21 protein-coding genes are annotated in these 21,565 nt (G+C 51.6%); 11 read left to right on the top strand and 10 right to left on the bottom strand.

Features of this window, described 5'->3' with window-relative positions; translation table 11 throughout:
• The first annotated feature begins 17 nt into the window (after positions 1-17).
• The 3 genes from gsiB to gsiD are packed head-to-tail and all read left to right on the top strand — an operon-like array spanning position 18 to position 3,437.
• Positions 18-1,556: a glutathione ABC transporter substrate-binding protein GsiB gene (gene gsiB / locus M4I31_RS15450; protein WP_038639178.1), complete on the top strand. Its 1,539-nt coding sequence runs from the start codon at positions 18-20 to the stop codon at positions 1,554-1,556.
• Between the two features lie 46 nt (positions 1,557-1,602).
• Positions 1,603-2,523 carry a glutathione ABC transporter permease GsiC gene (gene gsiC / locus M4I31_RS15445; RefSeq protein ID WP_085049169.1) on the top strand — a complete coding sequence of 307 codons (921 nt, stop codon included), beginning with the start codon at positions 1,603-1,605 and terminating at the stop codon, positions 2,521-2,523.
• A 2-nt stretch (positions 2,524-2,525) separates the two neighbouring features.
• Positions 2,526-3,437, top strand: a complete 912-nt coding sequence (gene gsiD, locus M4I31_RS15440; protein WP_069323226.1) for a glutathione ABC transporter permease GsiD — start codon at positions 2,526-2,528, stop codon at positions 3,435-3,437.
• 54 nt (positions 3,438-3,491) lie between these two features.
• On the opposite strand, the gene rimO is transcribed toward gsiD, so the two are convergent.
• A complete protein-coding gene (gene rimO / locus M4I31_RS15435) occupies positions 3,492-4,799 on the bottom strand; it encodes a 30S ribosomal protein S12 methylthiotransferase RimO (RefSeq protein WP_038639187.1) in 1,308 nt (435 codons plus the stop codon).
• A 231-nt stretch (positions 4,800-5,030) separates the two neighbouring features.
• Here rimO and M4I31_RS15430 point away from each other — a divergent pair, with 231 nt between their 5' ends.
• Positions 5,031-5,216: a glycine cleavage system protein T gene (locus tag M4I31_RS15430; protein ID WP_223229568.1), complete on the top strand. Its 186-nt coding sequence runs from the start codon at positions 5,031-5,033 to the stop codon at positions 5,214-5,216.
• 52 nt (positions 5,217-5,268) lie between these two features.
• On the top strand, positions 5,269-7,719 hold the full coding sequence (gene glgP, locus M4I31_RS15425; protein ID WP_085049171.1) for a glycogen phosphorylase: 2,451 nt from the start codon (positions 5,269-5,271) through the stop codon (positions 7,717-7,719).
• Between the two features lie 31 nt (positions 7,720-7,750).
• Here glgP and M4I31_RS15420 read toward each other — a convergent pair whose 3' ends face one another.
• Positions 7,751-8,677, bottom strand: a complete 927-nt coding sequence (locus M4I31_RS15420; protein ID WP_085049172.1) for a LysR family transcriptional regulator — start codon at positions 8,675-8,677, stop codon at positions 7,751-7,753.
• Between the two features lie 220 nt (positions 8,678-8,897).
• Here M4I31_RS15420 and bssR point away from each other — a divergent pair, with 220 nt between their 5' ends.
• Both bssR and M4I31_RS15410 read left to right on the top strand, forming a co-directional pair.
• Positions 8,898-9,281: a biofilm formation regulator BssR gene (gene bssR / locus M4I31_RS15415; protein ID WP_038639191.1), complete on the top strand. Its 384-nt coding sequence runs from the start codon at positions 8,898-8,900 to the stop codon at positions 9,279-9,281.
• A 102-nt stretch (positions 9,282-9,383) separates the two neighbouring features.
• On the top strand, positions 9,384-10,481 hold the full coding sequence (locus M4I31_RS15410) for a PQQ-dependent sugar dehydrogenase (protein WP_085049173.1): 1,098 nt from the start codon (positions 9,384-9,386) through the stop codon (positions 10,479-10,481).
• Positions 10,482-10,486: 5 nt separating this feature from the next.
• On the opposite strand, the gene M4I31_RS15405 is transcribed toward M4I31_RS15410, so the two are convergent.
• A complete protein-coding gene (locus tag M4I31_RS15405) occupies positions 10,487-11,113 on the bottom strand; it encodes a glutathione S-transferase family protein (RefSeq protein WP_069323230.1) in 627 nt (208 codons plus the stop codon).
• Positions 11,114-11,442: 329 nt separating this feature from the next.
• Here M4I31_RS15405 and dacC point away from each other — a divergent pair, with 329 nt between their 5' ends.
• Positions 11,443-12,645 (top strand): serine-type D-Ala-D-Ala carboxypeptidase, encoded by a 1,203-nt coding sequence (gene dacC, locus M4I31_RS15400; protein ID WP_032940149.1) that lies wholly within the window; start codon positions 11,443-11,445, stop codon positions 12,643-12,645.
• A gap of 48 nt (positions 12,646-12,693) precedes the next feature.
• Here dacC and deoR read toward each other — a convergent pair whose 3' ends face one another.
• Together deoR and ybjG are read right to left on the bottom strand one after the other, a co-directional pair.
• Positions 12,694-13,452, bottom strand: a complete 759-nt coding sequence (gene deoR / locus M4I31_RS15395; RefSeq protein ID WP_085049174.1) for a DNA-binding transcriptional repressor DeoR — start codon at positions 13,450-13,452, stop codon at positions 12,694-12,696.
• Positions 13,453-13,515: 63 nt separating this feature from the next.
• Complete coding sequence (gene ybjG / locus M4I31_RS15390) at positions 13,516-14,124, bottom strand: undecaprenyl-diphosphate phosphatase (RefSeq protein ID WP_038639201.1); 609 nt, start codon at positions 14,122-14,124, stop codon at positions 13,516-13,518.
• Between the two features lie 296 nt (positions 14,125-14,420).
• Here ybjG and M4I31_RS15385 point away from each other — a divergent pair, with 296 nt between their 5' ends.
• Positions 14,421-15,653, top strand: coding sequence for an MFS transporter (locus M4I31_RS15385; RefSeq protein WP_038639204.1), 1,233 nt, complete (start codon positions 14,421-14,423; stop codon positions 15,651-15,653).
• A gap of 27 nt (positions 15,654-15,680) precedes the next feature.
• Here the strand turns inward: M4I31_RS15385 and M4I31_RS15380 are convergent, their stop codons facing one another.
• The 3 genes from M4I31_RS15380 to M4I31_RS15370 all read right to left on the bottom strand — a co-directional run bounded on the left by M4I31_RS15380 (position 15,681) and on the right by M4I31_RS15370 (position 18,094).
• Complete coding sequence (locus tag M4I31_RS15380; protein WP_085049175.1) at positions 15,681-15,962, bottom strand: hypothetical protein; 282 nt, start codon at positions 15,960-15,962, stop codon at positions 15,681-15,683.
• 108 nt (positions 15,963-16,070) lie between these two features.
• Positions 16,071-16,886 carry a Cof-type HAD-IIB family hydrolase gene (locus tag M4I31_RS15375; protein WP_085049176.1) on the bottom strand — a complete coding sequence of 272 codons (816 nt, stop codon included), beginning with the start codon at positions 16,884-16,886 and terminating at the stop codon, positions 16,071-16,073.
• On the bottom strand, positions 16,886-18,094 hold the full coding sequence (locus M4I31_RS15370; protein WP_085049177.1) for an MFS transporter: 1,209 nt from the start codon (positions 18,092-18,094) through the stop codon (positions 16,886-16,888). The genes M4I31_RS15375 and M4I31_RS15370 overlap by 1 nt, the downstream gene beginning before the upstream one ends.
• 85 nt (positions 18,095-18,179) lie before the next feature.
• On the opposite strand from M4I31_RS15370, the gene M4I31_RS15365 reads away from it, so the two are divergent.
• Entirely contained in the window at positions 18,180-18,728 is a 549-nt protein-coding gene (locus M4I31_RS15365) for a TetR/AcrR family transcriptional regulator (protein WP_069323233.1), read from the top strand.
• Positions 18,729-18,733: 5 nt separating this feature from the next.
• Here M4I31_RS15365 and M4I31_RS15360 read toward each other — a convergent pair whose 3' ends face one another.
• Positions 18,734-19,648: a LysR family transcriptional regulator gene (locus M4I31_RS15360; protein ID WP_161668270.1), complete on the bottom strand. Its 915-nt coding sequence runs from the start codon at positions 19,646-19,648 to the stop codon at positions 18,734-18,736.
• A 102-nt stretch (positions 19,649-19,750) separates the two neighbouring features.
• On the opposite strand from M4I31_RS15360, the gene M4I31_RS15355 reads away from it, so the two are divergent.
• Positions 19,751-20,665, top strand: a complete 915-nt coding sequence (locus tag M4I31_RS15355; RefSeq protein ID WP_085049179.1) for a DMT family transporter — start codon at positions 19,751-19,753, stop codon at positions 20,663-20,665.
• 13 nt (positions 20,666-20,678) lie between these two features.
• Here the strand turns inward: M4I31_RS15355 and M4I31_RS15350 are convergent, their stop codons facing one another.
• Entirely contained in the window at positions 20,679-21,476 is a 798-nt protein-coding gene (locus tag M4I31_RS15350) for an SDR family NAD(P)-dependent oxidoreductase (RefSeq protein WP_085049180.1), read from the bottom strand.
• Between the last annotated feature and the right edge of the window lie 89 nt (positions 21,477-21,565).

Below are 21,565 nucleotides of genomic sequence, written 5' to 3'. Positions count from 1 at the left end.
GGTTTAAGGAGAATAACATGACAAAAATTGTTGCTCGAAAATGGCTGGTTGCTGTGGGAGTGGCCTCGGCGCTGGCCGCCGCACCGGGCTGGGCCGCCAAAGACGTGGTGGTGGCAGTGGGATCTAACTTCACCACGCTCGACCCCTATGACGCGAACGACACGTTGTCGCAGGCGGTAGCAAAGTCGTTTTATCAAGGACTGTTTGGCCTTGATAAAGAGATGAAGCTGAAAAATGTGCTGGCGGAGAGTTATACGGTTTCTGATGATGGCCTGACTTACACCCTTAAGCTGCGTCAGGGCGTGAAGTTTCAGGATGGCACTGACTTCAACGCCGATGCGGTCAAAGCTAACCTCGATCGGGCCAGTAATCCGGAAAACCATCTGAAACGCTACAACCTGTATAAGAATATTGATAAAACCGAGGTTGTCGACCCGTCGACGGTGAAGATTACGCTGAAGCAACCGTTCTCGGCATTCATCAATATTCTGGCGCACCCGGCAACGGCGATGATTTCGCCTGCCGCGCTGGAGAAATACGGTAAGGAGATCGGCTTTCATCCTGTCGGCACCGGACCGTATCAGCTTGAAACCTGGAATCAGACGGATTTTGTCAAGGTTAAGAAGTTCGCGGGCTACTGGCAGCAAGGGTTGCCAAAGCTTGACACGATTACCTGGCGTCCGGTGACCGACAACAACACGCGTGCGGCCATGCTGCAGACCGGGGAGGCGCAGTTTGCCTTCCCGATCCCTTACGAGCAGGCGGCGTTACTGGCGAAGAACAAAAACCTGGAACTGGTGGCCAGCCCGTCTATCATGCAGCGTTATATCAGCATGAACGTCACGCAAAAACCATTCGATAACCCGAAGGTGCGTGAGGCGCTGAACTATGCCATCAACCGCCAGGCGCTGGTGAAAGTCGCTTTTGCCGGGTACGCGACGCCTGCCACCGGTGTTCTCCCGCCATCGATTGCCTATGCGCAAAGCTATACGCCGTGGCCTTACGATCCGGCGAAAGCGCGCGAGTTGCTGAAAGAAGCGGGTTACCCTAATGGTTTTACCACCACGCTATGGTCTTCGCATAACCACAGTACCGCGCAGAAAGTACTGCAATTTACCCAGCAGCAGTTGGCACAGGTGGGCATTAAGGCGCAGGTAACGGCGATGGACGCTGGTCAGCGAGCGGCGGAAGTTGAAGGTAAAGCGCAGAAAGAGAGCGGAGTGCGGATGTTCTACACCGGCTGGTCTGCTTCTACAGGTGAAGCGGACTGGGCGCTGTCGCCGCTATTTGCATCACAAAACTGGCCGCCGACGCTGTTTAATACGGCGTTCTACAGCAATAAGCAGGTGGACAGTGATTTAGCCGCGGCTCTGCAAACCAACGATCCGGCGCAGAAAGCGAAGCTCTACAAAGATGCGCAGGATATCATCTGGAAAGAGTCGCCGTGGATCCCGCTGGTAGTGGAAAAACTGATTTCGGCGCACAGCACCAGGTTGACGGGATTCTGGATCATGCCGGATACCGGATTTAGCTTTGATGATGCGGATTTAAAATAAGCGATGCATTCGGCCCCGTAATGCAGGGGCCGGCGAAGGGAGCGTGATGCTTAACTATGTTTTCAAGCGCCTGCTGGGGTTGATCCCAACGCTGTTGATTGTGGCGGTGCTGGTGTTTTTATTTGTTCACCTGCTACCCGGCGATCCGGCCCGGCTGATTGCCGGACCGGAGGCTGACGCTGAGGTGATTGAACTGGTGCGTAAGCAACTGGGTCTGGACCAACCGCTGCATATTCAGTTCTGGCATTACATGACCAACGTGTTGCAAGGCGATTTTGGAACCTCGATGGTTTCTCGCCGCCCGGTTGCGGAAGAGATTGCCAGCCGTTTTATACCATCGCTATGGCTGACAATTGCCAGTATGGCCTGGGCAGTGTTATTTGGCATGACGGCGGGGATTATCGCCGCCGTGTGGCGTAATCGCTGGCCGGACAGGTTAAGTATGACGCTGGCGGTCACCGGAATCTCTTTTCCGGCTTTTGCGCTCGGCATGCTGCTTATGCAGATATTTTCCGTTGAACTCGGCTGGTTGCCCACCGTGGGCGCTGACACCTGGCTGCACTATATCCTCCCGTCTATTACGCTGGGGGCGGCGGTGGCTGCGGTGCTGGCCCGCTTTACCCGTGCTTCGTTTGTCGATGTGCTCAGTGAAGATTATATGCGCACCGCGCGAGCTAAAGGGGTGAGTGAAACCTGGGTGGTGTTGAAACATGGTCTGCGTAACGCGATGATCCCGGTGGTTACCATGATGGGGCTACAGTTTGGTTTTTTACTCGGCGGCTCAATCGTGGTTGAGAAGGTGTTTAACTGGCCAGGGCTTGGACGACTGTTAGTGGACTCAGTCGAAATGCGCGACTACCCGGTGATACAGGCCGAGGTGCTGTTATTCTCTCTGGAGTTTATTCTTATTAATTTAGTGGTGGATGTACTCTACGCCGCCATTAATCCGGCTATCAGGTACAAGTAAGGATGCGATTTTTTAACTGGCGCCGACAGGCGATTTTAAATGCGATGCCCCTTGTTAAGCCAGAGCAGATTCGCACGCCGTGGCATGAGTTCTGGCGTCGTTTCCGCCGCCAGCGCATGGCGATGATCGCGGGATTGTTTGTCCTTATCCTGATTATGGTGGCGATTTTTGCCCGCTGGCTGACGCCATTTGATGCCGAAAACTACTTCGATTATGACCGTCTGAATGACGGGCCGTCGATGCTGCACTGGTTTGGCGTTGACTCCCTGGGACGGGATATCTTTAGCCGTGTGCTGGTTGGCGCGCAAATCTCGCTGGCGGCAGGGGTCTTTGCCGTATTTATTGGCGCGACGATTGGCACCGTGTTGGGATTGCTGGCGGGATACTACGAAGGCTGGTGGGATCGACTGATTATGCGCATCTGCGATGTACTGTTCGCCTTTCCGGGTATTTTGCTGGCGATCGCAGTGGTGGCAGTGCTGGGCAGCGGTATTGCCAACGTGATTATTGCCGTGGCTATTTTTTCTATTCCGGCCTTCGCGCGCCTGGTGCGTGGGAATACGCTAGTGCTGAAGCAGCAGACCTTTATTGAATCTGCGCGCAGTATTGGCGCCAGCGATGCAACCATCATCTTTAACCATATTCTGCCGGGAACGGTCTCATCGATTGTGGTCTTTTTTACCATGCGAATTGGCACGTCGATTATCTCTGCCGCGAGCTTGTCATTTCTGGGATTGGGCGCGCAGCCGCCGACCCCGGAGTGGGGGGCAATGCTCAATGAGGCGCGGGCCGATATGGTGATTGCGCCGCATGTGGCGATTTTCCCGGCGGTGGCGATATTTCTGACGGTGCTGGCGTTTAACTTACTGGGCGATGGCCTGCGCGACGCGCTGGACCCGAAGATAAAAGGATAAACCACAGGCCGGATAAGACGTAACGCTTATCCGGCCTGCGTTGGGTTACGCTATTTAAACGCGGGTGCCCCACAGATCGTATTCATCTGCGTTTTCGACCTTCACGCGGATGATATCGCCAGGTTTCACCCTGGTTTCGCCATTCAGGTATACCGCGCCATCGATTTCCGGGGCGTCAGCCATACTGCGACCAATCGCGCCTTCTTCGTCAACTTCATCAACGATAACCAGAATTTCGCGGCCCACTTTCTCCTGCAAGCGTTCAGCAGAGATCTGCTGTTGCAACTGCATAAAGCGGTTCCAGCGTTCTTCTTTCACCTCTTCCGGGATTTGATCTGGCAGGTCATTGGCGCCAGCGCCTTCTACCGGGCTGTACTTAAAGCAGCCGACGCGATCCAGGCGTGCTTCCTTCAGGAAGTCGAGCAACATCTGGAAGTCTTCTTCTGTTTCCCCCGGGAAACCAACAATGAAGGTGGAGCGCAGCGTCAGTTCAGGACAAATTTCACGCCACTGCTTGATGCGCGCCAGCTGTCTGTCCACGGAGCCTGGGCGTTTCATCAGCTTGAGAATACGCGGGCTGGCATGCTGCAGCGGGATGTCCAGATACGGCAGGATTTTGCCTTCCGCCATCAACGGGATCACGTCATCAACGTGCGGGTAGGGATAGACGTAATGCAGACGCGTCCAGATCCCCAGTTTTGATAACTGTTCGCACAGATCAACCATGCTGGTTTTGACCGGCTCGCCGTTATGGAAACCGGTGCGATGCTTCACATCCACGCCGTACGCGGACGTATCCTGAGAAATGACCAGTATCTCTTTCACGCCCGCATCTACCAGACGCTTGGCTTCGCTGAGAACGTCGCCGATCGGACGACTCACCAGATCGCCACGCATCGACGGAATAATGCAGAACGTGCAGCGGTGGTTGCAGCCTTCAGAAATTTTCAGATAGGCATAATGGCGCGGAGTCAGCTTGACGCCCTGCTCAGGAACCAGACTCTGGAACGGGTTATGCTTTGGTTTTGGCACATAGTGATGAACGTGCTCCAGAACCTGTTCATAGCTGTGCGGACCGGTGATTTCCAGCACTTTCGGGTGGACTTCACGGATCTGATCGACTTTCGCGCCCAGACAGCCGGTAACGATCACCTTGCCGTTTTCGTTCAACGCTTCGCCGATTGCTTCCAGGGACTCCTGAACTGCGCTGTCGATAAAGCCGCAGGTGTTAACGATAACCATATCCGCGTCGTCGTAGCTTGGCACAACATCATAGCCTTCGGTACGAAGTTCGGTCAGGATGCGCTCAGAATCGACGAGGTTTTTCGGACAACCTAGTGATATAAAACCAATTTTTGCCATTTTCTTATACTGTATATTGCTCGTAATCGGGGGATTATACAGATGCCGTCACGGTACATCTATATCTGATCGGCATAAGACCGGGAGAATAAAGACCAATACCTATAAATAGTGGATCGGTTAGCGGAAGGTGTTTAGCGAGTCTAATTCCGGCTTTAAGTGTCACTTCTTGGCTGTAGAAATTAATTAGCGTAAATTTTATCTCGTCGAGCGTTATTAATGAGGTTAAATTTGAAAGATATTGTATTGCAGTCGAAACTTGAAATGGCTAAAACTCTTTATGCTAATGGTGTGAGTTTATATTATATCTCACTGGCCACAGGCTTAAGTTGGCGTGCATTAATGACAGAATTAACGTTTATCGCCAGTCATGAAATTATTCGGCAAAAAACTGACGCTCGCAAACCCAGAGTTTAAATAATTCACCTGTCTATTACCCATCCTGCAAAATTTGAAAGGTAACGTTAATATGTATATTTCGCCACTGCCGCTCGCGGCGGACTCTGATGTTGATAAACTGAGAGATGATATTGCTAATAAACTTTTATTTACTATTGGCAAAGATCCCGCCATCGCTACGAAACGGGAGTGGCTTAATGCGACGTTATATGCGGTACGCGATCGAATGGTCGAGCGCTGGCACCGTTCTAATCGGGCACAATTCTCTCAGGATGCGCGCCAGGTTTATTATCTGTCGATGGAATTTTTAATTGGCCGTACGTTGTCTAATGCGTTGCTCTCGTTAGGTATTTACGACGAAGTCAGAAGCGCGCTTGAGGCAATAGGGCTGGAACTGGAAGAGCTGATTGACGAGGAAAATGATCCCGGACTTGGGAATGGCGGCCTTGGACGACTGGCGGCTTGTTTCCTTGATTCGCTGGCAACGCTTGGCCTGCCGGGATGCGGATACGGCATTCGCTATAACTACGGTATGTTTAAACAAAATATTGTCGATGGCGTGCAAAAAGAGTCGCTGGACTATTGGTTAGAATATGGTAATCCGTGGGAATTCAAACGTCATAATACGCATTATAAAGTGCGCTTTGGCGGGCGACTGCAACAAGAAGGGAATAAAACCCGCTGGCTAGAAACTGAAGATATTCTGGCGGTGGCCCATGACCAGATTATTCCCGGCTATGCGACGGAAACCACCAATACATTGCGGTTGTGGAACGTTCAGGTAAATAGTGAGGTCAATGCGGGCAAACTGAATCAGCAGGAAGACTTTGCTACGGAAGTGGAAAACAAATATCACTTCGAGCGGATCTCGCGAGTTTTGTACCCGGATGATTCGACTGATGCAGGGCGAGAATTGCGTTTACGCCAGGCCTATTTCCTGGCCTCGGCCACGATTCAGGACATCCTGAGCCGACATTATCAGTTGCACCGCACATACGATAATCTGGCCGATAAAATCGCTATCCATCTCAATGATACGCATCCGGTGCTGGCGATTCCTGAGCTGATGCGTTTGTTGATCGATCATCACCAGTTTAGTTGGGATAACGCGTTTGACGTGACCTGTCAGATTTTTTCTTATACCAACCATACGTTGATGAGCGAGGCGCTGGAAACCTGGCCGGTAGAAATGTTAAGTCGACTTTTACCGCGTCATTTGCAGATTATTTTTGAGATTAACGACCGCTTCCTGAAGACGTTACAGGAGCGCTATCGCGATGACAGCGAACTGTTGCAGCGCGTATCGCTGATTGATGAATCTAATGGGCGCGTGGTGCGCATGGCCTGGCTGGCGGTGGTTGTCAGCCATAAGGTAAATGGCGTGTCGGCGTTGCATTCAAAACTGATGACCGACTCTCTGTTTGCTGATTTTGCGCGTATCTTTCCTCTGCGTTTCACCAACGTAACCAATGGTGTCACGGCGCGGCGTTGGCTGGCGCTGGCTAATCCTCCGCTTGCCAATGTGCTGGATGAGAATATTGGTGAAAGCTGGCGGACCAAATTAATGCAATTGGGCGAGTTAAAGCAATACATAGATTATCCGACGGTGAATGAGGCGGTACGCCGGGCGAAGTATGAAAATAAGCAGCGACTGGCGCAACATATTGCCGCCCATTACGGCGTGGTGGTGAATCCAGATGCGTTGTTTGATGTGCAGGTGAAACGTATTCACGAATACAAGCGGCAGCTTATGAATGTGCTGCATGTGATCACGCGCTATAACCGGATTAAAGCCGCGCCGGATGCCAACTGGGTTCCACGGGTGAATATTTTTGCCGGAAAAGCCGCCTCGTCTTATTACATGGCGAAGCAAATTATCCGCTTAATTAACGATGTGGCGCAGTTAGTCAACAATGACCCGCAAACAGGCGGCAAACTGAAGGTGGTTTTCATCCCAGATTACAGCGTCAGTCTCGCACAGCTAATTATTCCGGCTGCCGATCTGTCAGAGCAAATTTCCCTGGCCGGGACGGAAGCCTCCGGGACCAGCAATATGAAGTTTGGTATGAATGGCGCGTTGACCATCGGTACGCTCGACGGTGCGAATATTGAAATGCGCGAGTACGTTGGGGAAGATAACATCTTCATCTTTGGTAATACGGCTAATCAGGTTGCAGCCTTACGACGCGATGGCTATGACCCGCGACCCCTCTTTGAAAATGATGAGGAACTGCGCCTGGCGCTGACGCAAATCGGTACGGGTATGTTCAGCCCTCAGGAGCCCGGACGTTACAGAGACGTGCTGGATTCATTAATCAATTTTGGCGACAACTATCAGGTGTTGGCGGATTACCGCAGCTATGTGAACTGTCAGGATGCGGTGGATGAGCTGTATCGAACTCCCCGGGAGTGGACGACCAGGACGATGCACAATATTGCCAACATGGGGTATTTCTCATCGGACAGAACGGTGCAGGAATATGCCGACCATATCTGGCGCATAGCTAAAATTCACGTATAGCAATTTTCCCAACGCTGAGCCTCCCTGGTTTTCATAACAGGGAGGCGGTTTGCAAATCGGCCAGAATGGGGGAGAGGATCTTATGGGTATTGCTGTCTTTGCGCGATGAAGCAAACACACTAAATTGCGGCAGGGGAAACGGTGTGTTTATTTTTTTCAGCCCATACAGATGAGCATGTGTTGCAAATACCTTTTCCGGGATCACCCCTATACAATGGGTATTGGACACAATCGTCAGTATCGCCGTAAATGATGAGGTCAGCAGGCAGCGATCCCCGGATCTGAATTTTTTATCCACAATACTGCGATGGTAAATGATTTTTTCATTCTTGGTATTATAACCCACCAGGTTCGCGTTTCTGAATTGTGCTTCGCTAATGGAACTACCGTATAAATCGTTATTCTGCGACGCTACCAGTACCAGGCGCATATCGCATATTTTCTGGCATGAAAGGCTTGCTGACTCAACGGAAAAAGTTGAAAAAATGGCATCCGCCTGGCGCATATTCAATAACTCAATAATGCTCTGTTCATTCAGGTCGGAGGTGAGATGCAAGAGACTGATATCGGCGTCGGTATCGATTATCCTCGCGGTAACGTCGGGAATGACGATAGGGGAAATAAAGGATTCCGTATAGAGCGTTAGCCTTTTTTTGGCGGCAGGCGTGGAAAGCGGCATCAGCAACGACAGTTTGTCGATAATAGGGATCGTATTATCATAAAGCTCATCAGAGTAGACCGTCGGTAACAGCGCATTTCCGCTGCGGACAAACAGATTATCCCCCATCATTTCGCGCAGTTTTCTCAAGGACTGGCTGACGGCAGAGGGTGAGATATTCAACATATCAGCGACTCGGGAGATACTACCTACGCTATAGATCAAACAGAAAATCGTCAGCAGATTGAGATCAATTTTTGAGAGCGTGCGAATTTTCTCTGCATCATTTGCTTTCGACATAGACCCCTCATAATCAGCACTACGGCAGTAATCACATCAGGTATAGCAAAAAATGTCATGCCAGCGGGAAACTGACTCTTTTCGCTAAGCGCATCGCCTGGAGTTGTAACATTGTAAATTATGTTAATCAATTGAGCTTTGTTGATGTAGGACATCTATTTGTTCAAAAAACAACCATACTATTAAGTTGCACCATGGTTGGAAAGAGGAGGAACAAAGTATGGTTGTTGACAGACTGAGAACCGATCTTCTCAACAAATTGATAAACGCCCGTATCGAACTTGCCGCTTATCTGCTGTTGAGAAAAGCGAAAGGCTACATGTCAGTCAGCGAGAGCGATCGTCTGCGTGATAATTTTTTTGTGCTGAATCGCGAATTGCACGAGCAATCACAGCTTCACGGTATGCATCTTGATCAGGAAGAGTGGAATGCCCTTCATCGTGCTGAAGGGGCGTTAGCCGCCGCCGCTGTTTGTCTTATGAGTGGACATCATGATTGTCCAACTTTTATTGCCGTTAACGCAGATAAACTGGAAAACTGCCTGACAACGCTGACGCTGAGCATCCAGTGTTTGCAATCTTATCCAACGCTGGAACACGTCTGAATCAGGGGGAGGGCGCTCCCCCTTTTCGTTAAGATTATGTAAATGTGACGGGATAATTCCCCCTGCTGGCTACGCTTTATGCAGAGCCATTAAGGAGGTGTTATGCGTCGACTCTTTCTCTGTGCTATCCCACTTGCGCTATTTTCCTCTTATGCCGCCGCGGTAAAGGTGGAGGTGCTGCAAACCAAACTTGATCACCCGTGGTCGCTGGCTTTTTTACCCGATAATCGCGGTATATTAATTACCCTTAAAGGCGGCCAGCTTAGACTTTGGCAACCTGATAAGGGGCTTTCCGACCCGCTGACCGGCGTACCTAAAGTCTGGGCGAATGGTCAGGGAGGATTGTTGGATGTGGCGTTAGCGCCTGATTTTGCACAATCCCGGCGAGTGTGGCTCAGCTTTGCTGAAGTCGACAGTGAAGGTAAAGCCGGCACGGCGGTAGGTTACGGACGCCTGAGCGACGATCTCAAACACCTGCAAGCGTTCCAGACCGTTTTTCGCCAACAGCCGAAGCTCTCAACCGGAAACCATTTTGGCGGGCGCATGGTGTTTGATGGCCATGGCTATCTGTTTATTGGCCTGGGTGAAAATAACCAACGTGCAACCGCGCAGGATCTGGATAAATTGCAGGGCAAGGTGGTACGTCTGACCGACGAGGGCAAAACACCGCCGGATAATCCGTTTGTGAATCAGGCGGGGGCGCGGGCAGAAATTTGGTCGTATGGCATCCGTAATCCACAAGGTATGGCGATGAATCCATGGAGCGATGCGCTGTGGCTCAATGAGCATGGTCCGCGCGGAGGCGATGAAATTAATATCCCCGCAAGAGGCAAAAACTACGGCTGGCCGATCGCCACCTGGGGCGTTAATTACAGTGGTCTTAAAATTCCCGAAGCGAAAGGCCAAATTGTTGCGGGTACTGAGCAACCCATCTTTTACTGGGAAAAGTCACCGGCGGTCAGCGGGATGGCTTTTTATCATAGCGATACCTTCCCGCAGTGGCGGCAGAAGTTATTCATTGGCGCATTGAAAGATAAAGAGGTGATCGTGCTGAGCGTCAAAGGGAATGCGGTCACGGAGGATGGCCGCATTTTACAGGATAGAGGGCAGCGGATCCGCGATGTGCGCGTCGGACCAGACGGCTATTTGTACGTGTTAACCGACGAGTCCGACGGGGAATTATTGAAAGTGAGTCCCTGAGCTGATTAGCTGACCGGGATCATTACCACTTTTTGAAATGCCGGGCGTTCAGTCAGTTGCTGATACCAGCGTTCCAGGTGTGGACGCGGGGTCCAGGTGAGACCAACGTTGAACAGGTTATAGACAAATGGCGCAATGGCGATATCCGCCGTGCCAAATTCAGCCCCGGAGAACCACGGCTGGTCCGCCAGTGCGTTATCCAGAATAGCAAACAGCTTATCGCAAACCTGAGTACTTGCTTCAATGGCTGCCATGTCGCGCTGATCGGCCGGTGTTCGGACCAGACCAAATAAGATAACCCGGTGCGTAGGACTCAGCGTCTGGTTCGCCCAATCCATCCATTTTTCGCCGACGGCACGCGCGGCTGGGGCATCAATCCATAAGCGATTTTGTCCGTACTGAGCCGCCAGATAACGGACAATGGTATTGGATTCCCACAGGACAACGTCCGTTTCATCATCGCGTAGCAGTGGGACCAACCCGTTCGGGTTCATCGCCAGATAGTCGGCGTCGCGGTTACCGCCATGCTGCCCGCCCGCCAGAATTTGGTTGTACGGCAGTTCCAGTTCTTCAAGCGTCCACAATACTTTTTTTACGTTGGTCGAGTTATTGCGACCCCACAGTGTAATCATAGTAACCCCGCAAATTAATCGAGCAGCTTCATGGCTGCAGATACCCTCTGACTCGCTCACATGGTGGGGTAAACCTAATATTTACGCAACAACGTCTAAAAAAATCGTGCCAGGGGCAGCGCTGCGCGGCGTTATTGCATAAACTTTAAAAACTTTACCAACTTACGGTTTCTTTAAGCTCGTTAGTGCGTTATTACTCACCGCACTTATTTTACACGTCATCCATCAGGTTTTTTCTGCAATGGGTTGGCCGAGGTTGTCTGGCCAGTTTTGTGTAAACACGGTGTGGTATGACGTGGTTTTTTAGAATGGATACTCGGGTGGCATTTATGACGCAATACTTCTCTTCACTTCGCAGCTTTGCTGCAGGTTCTGCACTCTTAATCCTTTTGGCGCCGACCGTACAGGCGGCGGAGCAACCCACGGCTCCGCCGAGTGTGGACGCGCGTGCATGGATCCTGATGGATTACGCCAGCGGCAAGGTGCTGGCGGAAGGTAATGCTGATGAGAAACTGGATCCTGCCAGTCTGACCAAGATTATGACCAGCTATGTGGTCGGTCAGGCGCTGAAGGCCGGAAAAATTAACCTCAACGACATGGTCACCGTGGGCAAAGATGCCTGGGCGACCGGTAATCCGGCCCTGCGCGGTTCGTCGGTTATGTTCCTCAAACCTGGCGATCAGGTTGCGGTATCCGATCTGAACAAAGGCGTTATCATTCAGTCTGGTAATGATGCCTGTATCGCACTCGCTGATTACGTTGCCGGGAGCCAGGAGTCCTTCATCGGTCTGATGAACGGTTACGCGAAAAAGCTGGGACTGACCAATACCACGTTCCAGACGGTGCATGGCCTGGATGCGGCAGGGCAGTTCAGTACCGCGCGTGATATGGCGTTGCTCGGCAAGGCGTTAATCCACGATGTGCCCGAAGAGTACGCTATTCACAAAGAGAAAGAGTTTACCTTTAATAAAATTCGCCAGCCGAACCGCAACCGTCTGTTGTGGAGCACCAACCTGAACGTGGACGGAATGAAAACCGGTACCACGGCGGGCGCAGGTTATAACCTCGTCGCTTCCGCGACCCAGGGCGATATGCGCCTGATCTCCGTCGTGTTGGGAGCGAAAACCGACCGTATCCGTTTTAATGAGTCCGAAAAGCTGCTGACCTGGGGCTTCCGCTTCTTTGAAACCGTTACGCCGATCAAGCCGGATGCCACCTTCGTGACTCAGCGCGTCTGGTTTGGCGATAAGAGCGAAGTCAATTTGGGTGCCGGGGAAGCGGGTTCGGTTACCATCCCGCGCGGTCAGCTTAAGAACCTGAAAGCCAGCTTTACGCTGACCGAGCCACAGTTAACCGCGCCGCTGAAAAAGGGGCAGGTTGTGGGGACTATCGACTTCCAGTTGAACGGTAAATCTATCGAGCAGCGTCCGTTGATGGTGATGGAAGCGGTGGAAGAGGGTGGTTTCTTTAGCCGGATGTGGGATTTTGTGATGATGAAGTTCCACCAGTGGTTTGGCGGTTGGTTCTCTTAATCTTACCGATTGCCGGATGGCGCTACGATCGCTGTCCGGCAGTATCACCTAATACAACAGCTTTATGCGTTGCGCCTTAGCGTATTCCACAAACTCATCGTCGGGGCGGCTATCACTGATGATGGTATCAAAACGTTTTAATTCCCCCATCCTCGCAGGACGTACCTTCCCAAACTTGCTGTGGTCGACCACCAGAACGTGATGCTGCGCCATCGACATTGCCCAGTGTTTCACCGCTAATTCTTCCAGATTAAAGCAGGTCGCGCCTTTCTCAATGTGCACGCCAGCCGCGGAATAAAAGGCGATATCCGGGCACAGATTATTCAGTGTTTCCTGAAAATCGAGCGGTTTGAAGATGGCGTTACTGGCATGAAATTCCCCACCACACAGAATGACGCGACACTGCGGTTTTTCCTGCAATACCAGAAACGTATTTAGCGAGTAGCAGATTGCGGTGAAAGGCAGGTCATTGTCGATAGCCTCAATAATCCACGGCGTGGTCGTGCCGCAGTCGAAAAAGATGGTCTGATGCGCCTGTACGAGGCTCGCCGCCTGCTGGGCGGCACGGCGCTTTTCATCAACCAGACGGGATTTTTGATCGCTGATTAAATAGTGGTTGGCGCTGCGGGGCTCCAGAACAATATAGCCCCCGAGCAAGACGACAGGCGCATTGTTATTATTCAGGTCGCGACGAATGGTCATCTCAGATACGCCCAGCAGCGTCGCGGCTTCTTTGAGGTGTAATTTATCGCTGCGTTTCAGCGCCTGTAGCAACTGACCAATACGCTCGTCGCGTCGAGTTTCCATAGTTCCCCTGGAGAGTAGTATAAGTGCTCGTATTGCGCCTAATACTACTCTTTTTACCGTGGGTTAGTCACGCACCCAGCCTTTACGGATGGGCAGAGCGAAACAGGTGCGATAGCAGGTCTGCAAGCCGAAATATAGGGTGGCGCCGAACCGTTGCCAGATCATCTGGGCGCTCAGGCAACCGATCAGCCCAGCCAGGAATCCGCCCAGCATATCCAGCGGCCAGTGTACGCCAAGGTAAACGCGCGACCATGCAATCGCCACGGCGACAACCATCAGCAGCGCGCCAGTCCACAGACGATGCCAGAACAGGAAAGCCAGAGCAAAAGTAAAGATAACCGTGCCGTGATCGCTCGGGAAAGAGTCATCCGCCGCATGGTGGAGGAAGTTGTACCCAATGTGGTTAACGAACGGACGATCGTGGGGGAACAGATGCCCCATCAGCCATGAAATAGTCAGGCCGACTGCCAGCGCTATCGCCATTTTTATGACCAACTGGCGCTGGAGAGTAACCTGAGCGCGCGGTCCCCAAAGCCAGAGAATAACGGCTAACAGCGGGACAATGCTGATTAAATCTTTGGCAATAAATATGGCGAGCGAGATAGCCCATTGCGCAGAGTCCGGCGTGGCATTGATGAGATAAAAAAGCGAGTTGTTCAGGTTTTCCAGCATAACGTCCAGACTCAGTGTAATTGTTAAAAGGCCCATAGGGGGAGAGCATAAAATTGCTGTTACAGGATAAAAAGCGGTCTTGTCTTATTTGTCTGCTAAATGACTATTTTTAAGACAATTAATGGGACTTATTGAGCATGATAGCGGCCTCAACTTAAATTAACCTTAAAGCAAAATGTTCTTGAGCAAATGAATGTAAAAATGTGCGCATTTTGCTTTCAAATCACATAATTCACTATCACCGGTACGGCGCATTTATTACACTTTGCGCGTTTTTTCCTTTGCTAAGAGACTGCATGCAAAACCGTTTATCTTCAGGCGCCCGGTTGGGGCGTCAGGCATTACTTTTTCCTCTCTGTCTGGTGCTTTACGAATTCTCTACTTATATCGGTAACGATATGATCCAACCTGGAATGTTGGCGGTGGTGGAGCAATATCAGGCCGGATTAGACTGGGTACCCACTTCCATGACTGCCTATCTGGCGGGTGGCATGTTTTTACAGTGGCTGTTAGGACCGCTGTCGGATCGTATTGGTCGTCGCCCGGTGATGTTAACCGGTGTGCTGTGGTTCATTGTGACCTGCCTTGCGACTCTGCTGGCACAGAATATTGAGCAATTTACCTTTCTGCGTTTCTTGCAGGGGATAAGCCTGTGCTTTATCGGCGCGGTAGGTTACGCCGCAATTCAGGAATCTTTTGAGGAAGCGGTATGCATTAAAATTACCGCGCTGATGGCAAACGTGGCGCTGATTGCGCCGCTGCTGGGACCGTTAGTTGGCGCGGCCTGGGTGCATGTTCTGCCGTGGGAAGGGATGTTTATCCTGTTTGCCGCCCTCGCAGCTATCTCCTTTTTTGGCCTGCAACGCGCGATGCCGGAAACGGCGACCCGGCTTGGTGAAAAACTGTCCATTAAAGATCTGGGTAAAGATTATAAGCTAGTGCTAAAAAATGGGCGTTTTGTTGCCGGCGCGCTGGCGTTGGGTTTTGTCAGCCTGCCGTTACTGGCGTGGATTGCCCAGTCGCCGATTATTATCATCAGCGGAGAACACCTCAGCAGTTACGAATATGGCCTGTTGCAGGTGCCGATTTTTGGGGCGCTGATTGCTGGTAATCTGGTGCTGGCGCGTCTGACTTCGCGCAAGACCGTGCGTTCGCTGATTATCATGGGCGGCTGGCCTATCGCCGTCGGGCTGGTGATTGCCGCGGCGGCCACGGTGGTGTCATCCCATGCGTATTTGTGGATGACGGCGGGTTTGAGTATCTATGCGTTTGGCATTGGCGTGGCGAATGCGGGGTTGGTCCGCCTGACGTTGTTTGCCAGTGAAATGAGTAAGGGTACGGTTTCTGCCGCCATGGGCATGTTGCAGATGCTGATTTTTACCGTCGGTATTGAGTTGAGCAAACATGCTTATCTGCTGGGAGGAAACGGCTTGTTCAGCCTGTTTAATCTGGCAAGCGGCGTACTGTGGCTGATATTGATGGTTATCTTTCTGAAAGATAAACGGGTAGGGAATTCCCGGGAAGGCTGAAGCCCGGTTGCCCGGGCTTCGCAAAACTTAGTGGTGATCGTCAATCTGATGTTCGATGATCATCCCTTCACCTACGCTGGCAACATGTCGCGCATAAGGATGCGCGCGATAGACCGGGGCCGGGGCAGGTGCCGGCGCAACATACACCGTTTGCGGCGCGGTCGTCACGCTGACCGCCTGCGGAACGCTGACGGAAGAGGGCACGACCACCACTTTATAACCGCTTGGTACATCCACGGTAACGCTTTGCGCAAATGTTGTTCCGGTAAAGCCCAGCAACAATGTTGCCATCAGTACACTTTTCTTCATGATCCGCTCGCCTGAAGTAATCACCGGAGGTAATAATCCAGTGGAGTTAATTTGAGGCGGATTATGAATAGATCATATCATCATTTTGTTGCCGTCTGTGCTGAGGCGTTAATGTGTAAACGGCGCTTCGTTTTTTAATACGCGGTCGATAACATCCAGCACACCCTCTTCGTTGTTCGATCCCGCGCGATATTTTGCCGCCTGGACAACCGGTTCGTGAGCGTTGGCCATTGCGAAACTAAATCCCGCCTGACGCAGCATCTCAATATCATTTCCGCCATCGCCAAACACAACAACCTCGTCGTCGCTAATATTCCAGCGTTGTTGCAGCAGGCGCAGACCGTTTGCCTTATGCACACCTGGAATAATTAAATCGATGCTGCCGTAGCCGGTATGCACCGGTACCATGATATCGCCAATTGCCTCATGGAGATCGGCCTGCACCTGCGGGATACGGTCGTCTGAAATATTCAGCCCGAATTTGAAAAAAACGTCGTTGAGATTGTCAAAATTATCTACAAACTCAAGACGATGATAGTACATGGCGGAAACGGATTTATGCTCATCGCTGTATTTTTTGAGCGTATAGGCGCTGTTTTTACCGCAGGCGATAATGTCGATGTCCGTACGGGTCAACAGATGATTCACGATGGCCTTGAAATCGTCTTTTGCCAGTTCACCGTTAAAAATATCTTTCCCTTCACTGACTACCCAACCGCCGTTTTCAGCGACAAATGAGATTTCATTGGCCAGTTCAGGGAAAAAGGAGATGAGCTGGTAATACTGGTTGCCGCTGGCGACGACAAAACGGATGCCTTGTTTTTTCATCTGCTGGTATTGCGCCATAAACCGCTCACGGTTATAGGTCTTTTGGTCGCTTAAAAAAGTGCCGTCCATGTCGACCGCAATTAATTTGATACTCATTAGCTGTTCTCCATCACAGGGGTATTTTTGAGATCCGGTTTCGCCACCGCTTTCGCGACGATGGCGGCGATAAGCACCAGCGCCAGCACCACCAGCATAGCGCTGCGCAGGCCGTAGTGTTCACCCAGATAGCCGAGCAGCGGCGGCCCTACCAGGAACGCCAGGTAGCCGGTGGTCGCCACAACGCTGACGCGGGTTGGCGCATCGGGACCGGTGTCGCTGGCGGCTGAAATGGTCAGCGGGAAGCCGAGTGATGCGCCAAGCCCCCAGAGAATAACGGAAACACCTGCTACCCATGTGCTATCGACAAAAATAATCAGACTGATGCCAAGTGCACCCATCAGCGCGCTGGCACGCACTACCGCGACGCGGCTGTAGCGGTCGATGAACCAGCCGCCGGTGAATCGACCCACGGTCATACCCAGCGTAAAACCAGCATAAATCAGCGAGCCTGATGTCGGGCTAAACCCGTGGCCATCCACCATTAGCAGCGGCAGCCAGTCGTTGGCCGAACCTTCAGCAAACGCCATTGCCAGCACTACGACGCCAATCAGCAGCAACTGAATGTCGCGATAAAAAGGCACGCCTTTTTCGCTGGAGTGAGCGCCGTCAGAGGCATTCTTGCCTGTGCCGTCTGGAATGGCCTTGATGGCGATAAAGATAGGCGTGATTGCCACCATTGCCGCCAGTAAAATATGTAAAGTCGCTGGAACGCTGAAGGCGGTAAGCATCATCCCGACCCCGGCTCCCGCCAGCGTTCCCAGACTGTAAAAACCATGCATCATCGGCAGCACGGTTTTGTTCATTTCGCGCTCAACTGCCGCGCCTTCGACGTTGATGGCGACTTCCGCCGCGCCAAAACTGGCGCCAAACACGCCCAGGCCAAACGCGAAAAGCCATGCGGAATGCAACCAGAGCGCCGCGCTGAGGATAGCCATCCCGAGGACTGCACAGGACATGGTGGTGCGGATCACTTTACGCGTGCCAAATCGTTTCACCAGCCAGGCCGAACAAAGAATGCCACTCATCGAACCAATTGAGAGTCCAAACAATACCGCGCCCATTTCGGCGGTGGAGATGGAGAGGATATCTCGGATGGCAGGAGTACGCGTTGCCCAGGAAGCCATTAGTAATCCGGGTAAAAAGAAAAACGTGAAAAGCGCCCAGGTGCGACGTCTTAAGGCTTTGCGTGATGAGATGCCAGTCATGAATTCGAGCCAAAGAAAAGAGGGAAGAAGACAACATTAGCAAGACTGTGTACATTTGTACACAAATGCAAGGAGAGGAAATGCAGTGCGACGCGCGAACGATCCGCTACGGCGGGAAAAGATAGTTCAGGCCACCCTGGAGGCGGTAATCGCCTACGGTGTCCATGGGGTTACGCACCGAAAAATTGCCATGATTGCCGGGGTGCCGCTGGGTTCAATGACCTATTATTTCTCAGGAATAGATGAGCTTTTAATGGAGGCGTTCGGGCGCTTTACTGACACAATGTCTCAGCAGTATCAGGCTTTTTTTGCCGACGTTGCGGATGCGCAGGCAGCCTGCCATGCCATTACCGAGATGATTTACAGCTCCCAGGTTACGACGCCCGATAATATGGAACTTATGTACCAGCTGTATGCTTTCGCCAGTCGCAAACCGACGTTGAAAATGGTGATGCAAAACTGGATGTTACGCAGTCAACAAACGCTGGAACAATGGTTTGAACCGGTAACTGCGCGGGCGCTGGATGCGTTTCTCGAAGGAATGACGCTGCATTTTGTCACCGACAAAAAACCGCTGTCGCGGGAGGATATTCTGGTGATGGTGGAGCGTATTGCCGGATTGCCGCAGAGATAACATTATCAAAATGGTTTGTCGAGGCGGGTAACGGCCTGACGTAAAAAATCGATGATTTTCATCGCCGCTGGCGTCAATGGTCGGGCGGCTATTTTTACCGTCCCGACATCCATATAAGTAATAAAATCATCAATCGTTCTGTGCATAACGCGCAGACCATCCAGTGACCACGGGCGATACACCAGGTCGGATAAAATGGTTATGCCTCTGCCTTTTGCAACCAGGCTTCTTATGGCTTCAAAAGAGTTGCTGCGAAAACTGATATTGGGCGTATAGCCACGCTGCTGCCAGTAATCGATGATTACGTCAGGGTACTTATCGGTTTCCAGCAGTAAAAATGGAAGCTTCTCGACGTCTTTTAAACGGATCGATGCCTGGCTCTGTAGCGGATGCCCAATAGACGTCCACAGGCGGCGCTGTGAACGAATAAATGTTTCGATCTCCAGGTCGTTATCATGGCTGATATTTGAGGTCAGAAGCAGACAAAAATCGACCTTGTGTTCCCGGAGCGCCTGTGCCAGTTCCGGTGCTGTAGCTTCATAAAACACGATCTCCAGCAAAGGAAAACGTCGTTCAATATCGTTGAGTATATCCGGGATAAGATAAGCAGAGAGCGTTTCGGCAATGCCTATGCGCACCGTGCCGGTAAGAATTTCACTCCTGTCATGCAGGTCGTCAACAGCCGAGTGGCTACTGTTGATGATGTTGCAGGCATGTGCCAGAAAGCGCTCGCCCTCGGCGGTGAGCTTCACCCCTTTGGGGTAACGTACAAATAGCTGCACGTCTAATGCTTCTTCCAGATTCCGCATGGCAATAGTCATTGATGACTGAGAAATATGACAGCGCGCAGCAGCTTTGGAAATTTGTAATGTTTCTGCAAGTGCGATGTAAAACTCAAGTTGCCTTAGCGTAAATTTCATAGTTTTAATCTATGCACATGGATAAAAACGTTATATTAGCATTCATTCTCACGCCGCCGTAGCCTTGTGGTCATACCGTATAACTGACAATAAGGCGCAAATATGCCCTATTTTTTACTCAGTCTGGCTGCCTGTTTTTGGGGTGGGAATTATGTGGTTGGTCATCTATTGGTCGCCGAAGTTGATCCCATTGTTTTATCAGCGGCACGCTGGATATTTACCGCGTTATTATTGATGGCGCTCTATTTTCGTCAGGTCGCAGAGCAATGGCCGGTGATGAAAAAATCCTTTGGTACTATCGTCTTCCTCGCGCTTTGTGGTCAGGTTCTTTTCCCCTTAACGCTGTATATCGGCCTGCAATATACAACCTCGCTCAATGCGGCGATTTATATGTCCACGACTCCGGCGCTCGTTCTGTTAATCAATAAGTTCTTTTTTAAAGAGCGGATTTCTGCGCGAAATATAGCCGGTGTGATCCTCAGCACCGTTGGCGTTATCTGGCTGGTATCGCAGGGAGATATGATGCATGCGCGGGTGTTTGCACACCTGAATCAGGGCGATGTCTGGACCATGGGGTCGGCGGTAAGTTGGGCTGTTTATTGTGCTTTTTTGCGCATTAAACCGCGTGAGGTGAAGGGAAACGCCTTTGTCGCCGTGAGCGCGCTGCTCGGTGCGATGGTGCTTATTCCGGTACTGGCTGTGGAGCTGATGCGCAATGGTATGCCGGGCTGGGATAGCTATGCCAATACAGGCGTTATTACTGGGCTGGCATACCTTGTTATTTTTCCTTCCTGGCTGTCATATTTGTTATGGAACAAAGGGATTAGCGCCATTGGCGCAACCCGCGGAGAGATATATTCACACTTGATCCCACTGAGTGGCGGATTATTTAGCGTTATGTTTTTGCACGTCACTCTGCATTCATATCATCTGGTGAGCGCGTTGGTTATTATGTGCGGTATAGCATTGTGTTCCCGCCCGAGTGCAAAAAAAGGCTCGCAGCAGCGCGCGGCGTAAAAAAGCGAGTAAATTAGCTTACAGTTGCGCCCCCGGTAATATTTACCACTGTGGCGGTTATTGCTCCGGCATGGTCTGAAGCCAGAAAGGTTGTAACCTCAGCGATTTGTGCCAGCGTAGGCAGGCGTCCGATCATGGTGCCTTGTGCCGCACCGCCTAACCATTGTTCGACGGTTAAACCCATTGACTGCGCTTTCGCGGTGAAAATCTCCCCGGTATAGGAACCGGCCGCTACCGCATCCACAATCGCATGCGAGCGCACGCCGACGACACGAATGTTTTTTGGTCCCGTCTCGCTGGCAAGCGCTTTAATAAACGCTTCTGTTCCTGCACAGCCGACGATATGGCCGAGATGCCCGGGCATCGCCATCGGGGCGGCGGGCGCAACGATGGTGATAATGACGCCAGCTCGATTGCCGCCCATGTGCGGCATTACGGCTTTTGCGATATTGAACTGCGCCGCAAGGAAAGGGGTGATACCGCTCATAAACTCAGAGAGGGATAATGCGTCGATGCGCTTGCCCTGTTCATGCATAAAGCCGGTCGCGTTAACCACCACATCAATTCCACCGGTTTGCTGTACCAGGCGGGTAACTTGTGTTGAGGTGTCGTGCTCGTCGAGCACATCGGTGATAAACGTATCGACGGTACCCCCCGCCATTCGCAGGTGACTGGCCGCCCAATCAAGCTTTTCCTGACAGCGCGCGCCCAGGCATACATGGGCACCTTCGCGTGCCATCGCCTGTGCAACCGCGCTACCAATAGCACCGCTGCCGCCGAAGATCACAGCAACCTTTCCAGTAAGCAACATAGTAAACTCCCGTCACCTTTAAGCACCGATTAAAAGTATGTGCCATAACCGGCGTGCTGCAAATTTTGGAGGGATGGCGGGGGAGAAGG

It is taken from the genome of Citrobacter sp. XT1-2-2, from assembly GCF_023516235.1.
Lineage (GTDB): Bacteria > Pseudomonadota > Gammaproteobacteria > Enterobacterales > Enterobacteriaceae > Citrobacter > Citrobacter werkmanii.
The sequence above is the reverse complement of the archived record's forward strand: the minus strand, read 5'-3'. Positions and strand labels throughout refer to the sequence as shown.

Bases quoted from the DNA above. Each gene is read 5' to 3' on its own strand.
- gsiB (WP_038639178.1), top strand. From the start codon at position 18: ATGACAAAAATTGTTGCTCGAAAATGGCTGGTTGCTGTGGGAGTGGCC.
- gsiC (WP_085049169.1), top strand. From the start codon at position 1,603: ATGCTTAACTATGTTTTCAAGCGCCTGCTGGGGTTGATCCCAACGCTG.
- gsiD (WP_069323226.1), top strand. From the start codon at position 2,526: ATGCGATTTTTTAACTGGCGCCGACAGGCGATTTTAAATGCGATGCCC.
- rimO (WP_038639187.1), bottom strand. From the start codon at position 4,799: ATGGCAAAAATTGGTTTTATATCACTAGGTTGTCCGAAAAACCTCGTC.
- glgP (WP_085049171.1), top strand. From the start codon at position 5,269: ATGTATATTTCGCCACTGCCGCTCGCGGCGGACTCTGATGTTGATAAA.
- M4I31_RS15420 (WP_085049172.1), bottom strand. From the start codon at position 8,677: ATGTCGAAAGCAAATGATGCAGAGAAAATTCGCACGCTCTCAAAAATT.
- bssR (WP_038639191.1), top strand. From the start codon at position 8,898: ATGGTTGTTGACAGACTGAGAACCGATCTTCTCAACAAATTGATAAAC.
- M4I31_RS15410 (WP_085049173.1), top strand. From the start codon at position 9,384: ATGCGTCGACTCTTTCTCTGTGCTATCCCACTTGCGCTATTTTCCTCT.
- M4I31_RS15405 (WP_069323230.1), bottom strand. From the start codon at position 11,113: ATGATTACACTGTGGGGTCGCAATAACTCGACCAACGTAAAAAAAGTA.
- dacC (WP_032940149.1), top strand. From the start codon at position 11,443: ATGACGCAATACTTCTCTTCACTTCGCAGCTTTGCTGCAGGTTCTGCA.
- deoR (WP_085049174.1), bottom strand. From the start codon at position 13,452: ATGGAAACTCGACGCGACGAGCGTATTGGTCAGTTGCTACAGGCGCTG.
- ybjG (WP_038639201.1), bottom strand. From the start codon at position 14,124: ATGCTGGAAAACCTGAACAACTCGCTTTTTTATCTCATCAATGCCACG.
- M4I31_RS15385 (WP_038639204.1), top strand. From the start codon at position 14,421: ATGCAAAACCGTTTATCTTCAGGCGCCCGGTTGGGGCGTCAGGCATTA.
- M4I31_RS15380 (WP_085049175.1), bottom strand. From the start codon at position 15,962: ATGAAGAAAAGTGTACTGATGGCAACATTGTTGCTGGGCTTTACCGGA.
- M4I31_RS15375 (WP_085049176.1), bottom strand. From the start codon at position 16,886: ATGAGTATCAAATTAATTGCGGTCGACATGGACGGCACTTTTTTAAGC.
- M4I31_RS15370 (WP_085049177.1), bottom strand. From the start codon at position 18,094: ATGACTGGCATCTCATCACGCAAAGCCTTAAGACGTCGCACCTGGGCG.
- M4I31_RS15360 (WP_161668270.1), bottom strand. From the start codon at position 19,648: ATGAAATTTACGCTAAGGCAACTTGAGTTTTACATCGCACTTGCAGAA.
- M4I31_RS15355 (WP_085049179.1), top strand. From the start codon at position 19,751: ATGCCCTATTTTTTACTCAGTCTGGCTGCCTGTTTTTGGGGTGGGAAT.
- M4I31_RS15350 (WP_085049180.1), bottom strand. From the start codon at position 21,476: ATGTTGCTTACTGGAAAGGTTGCTGTGATCTTCGGCGGCAGCGGTGCT.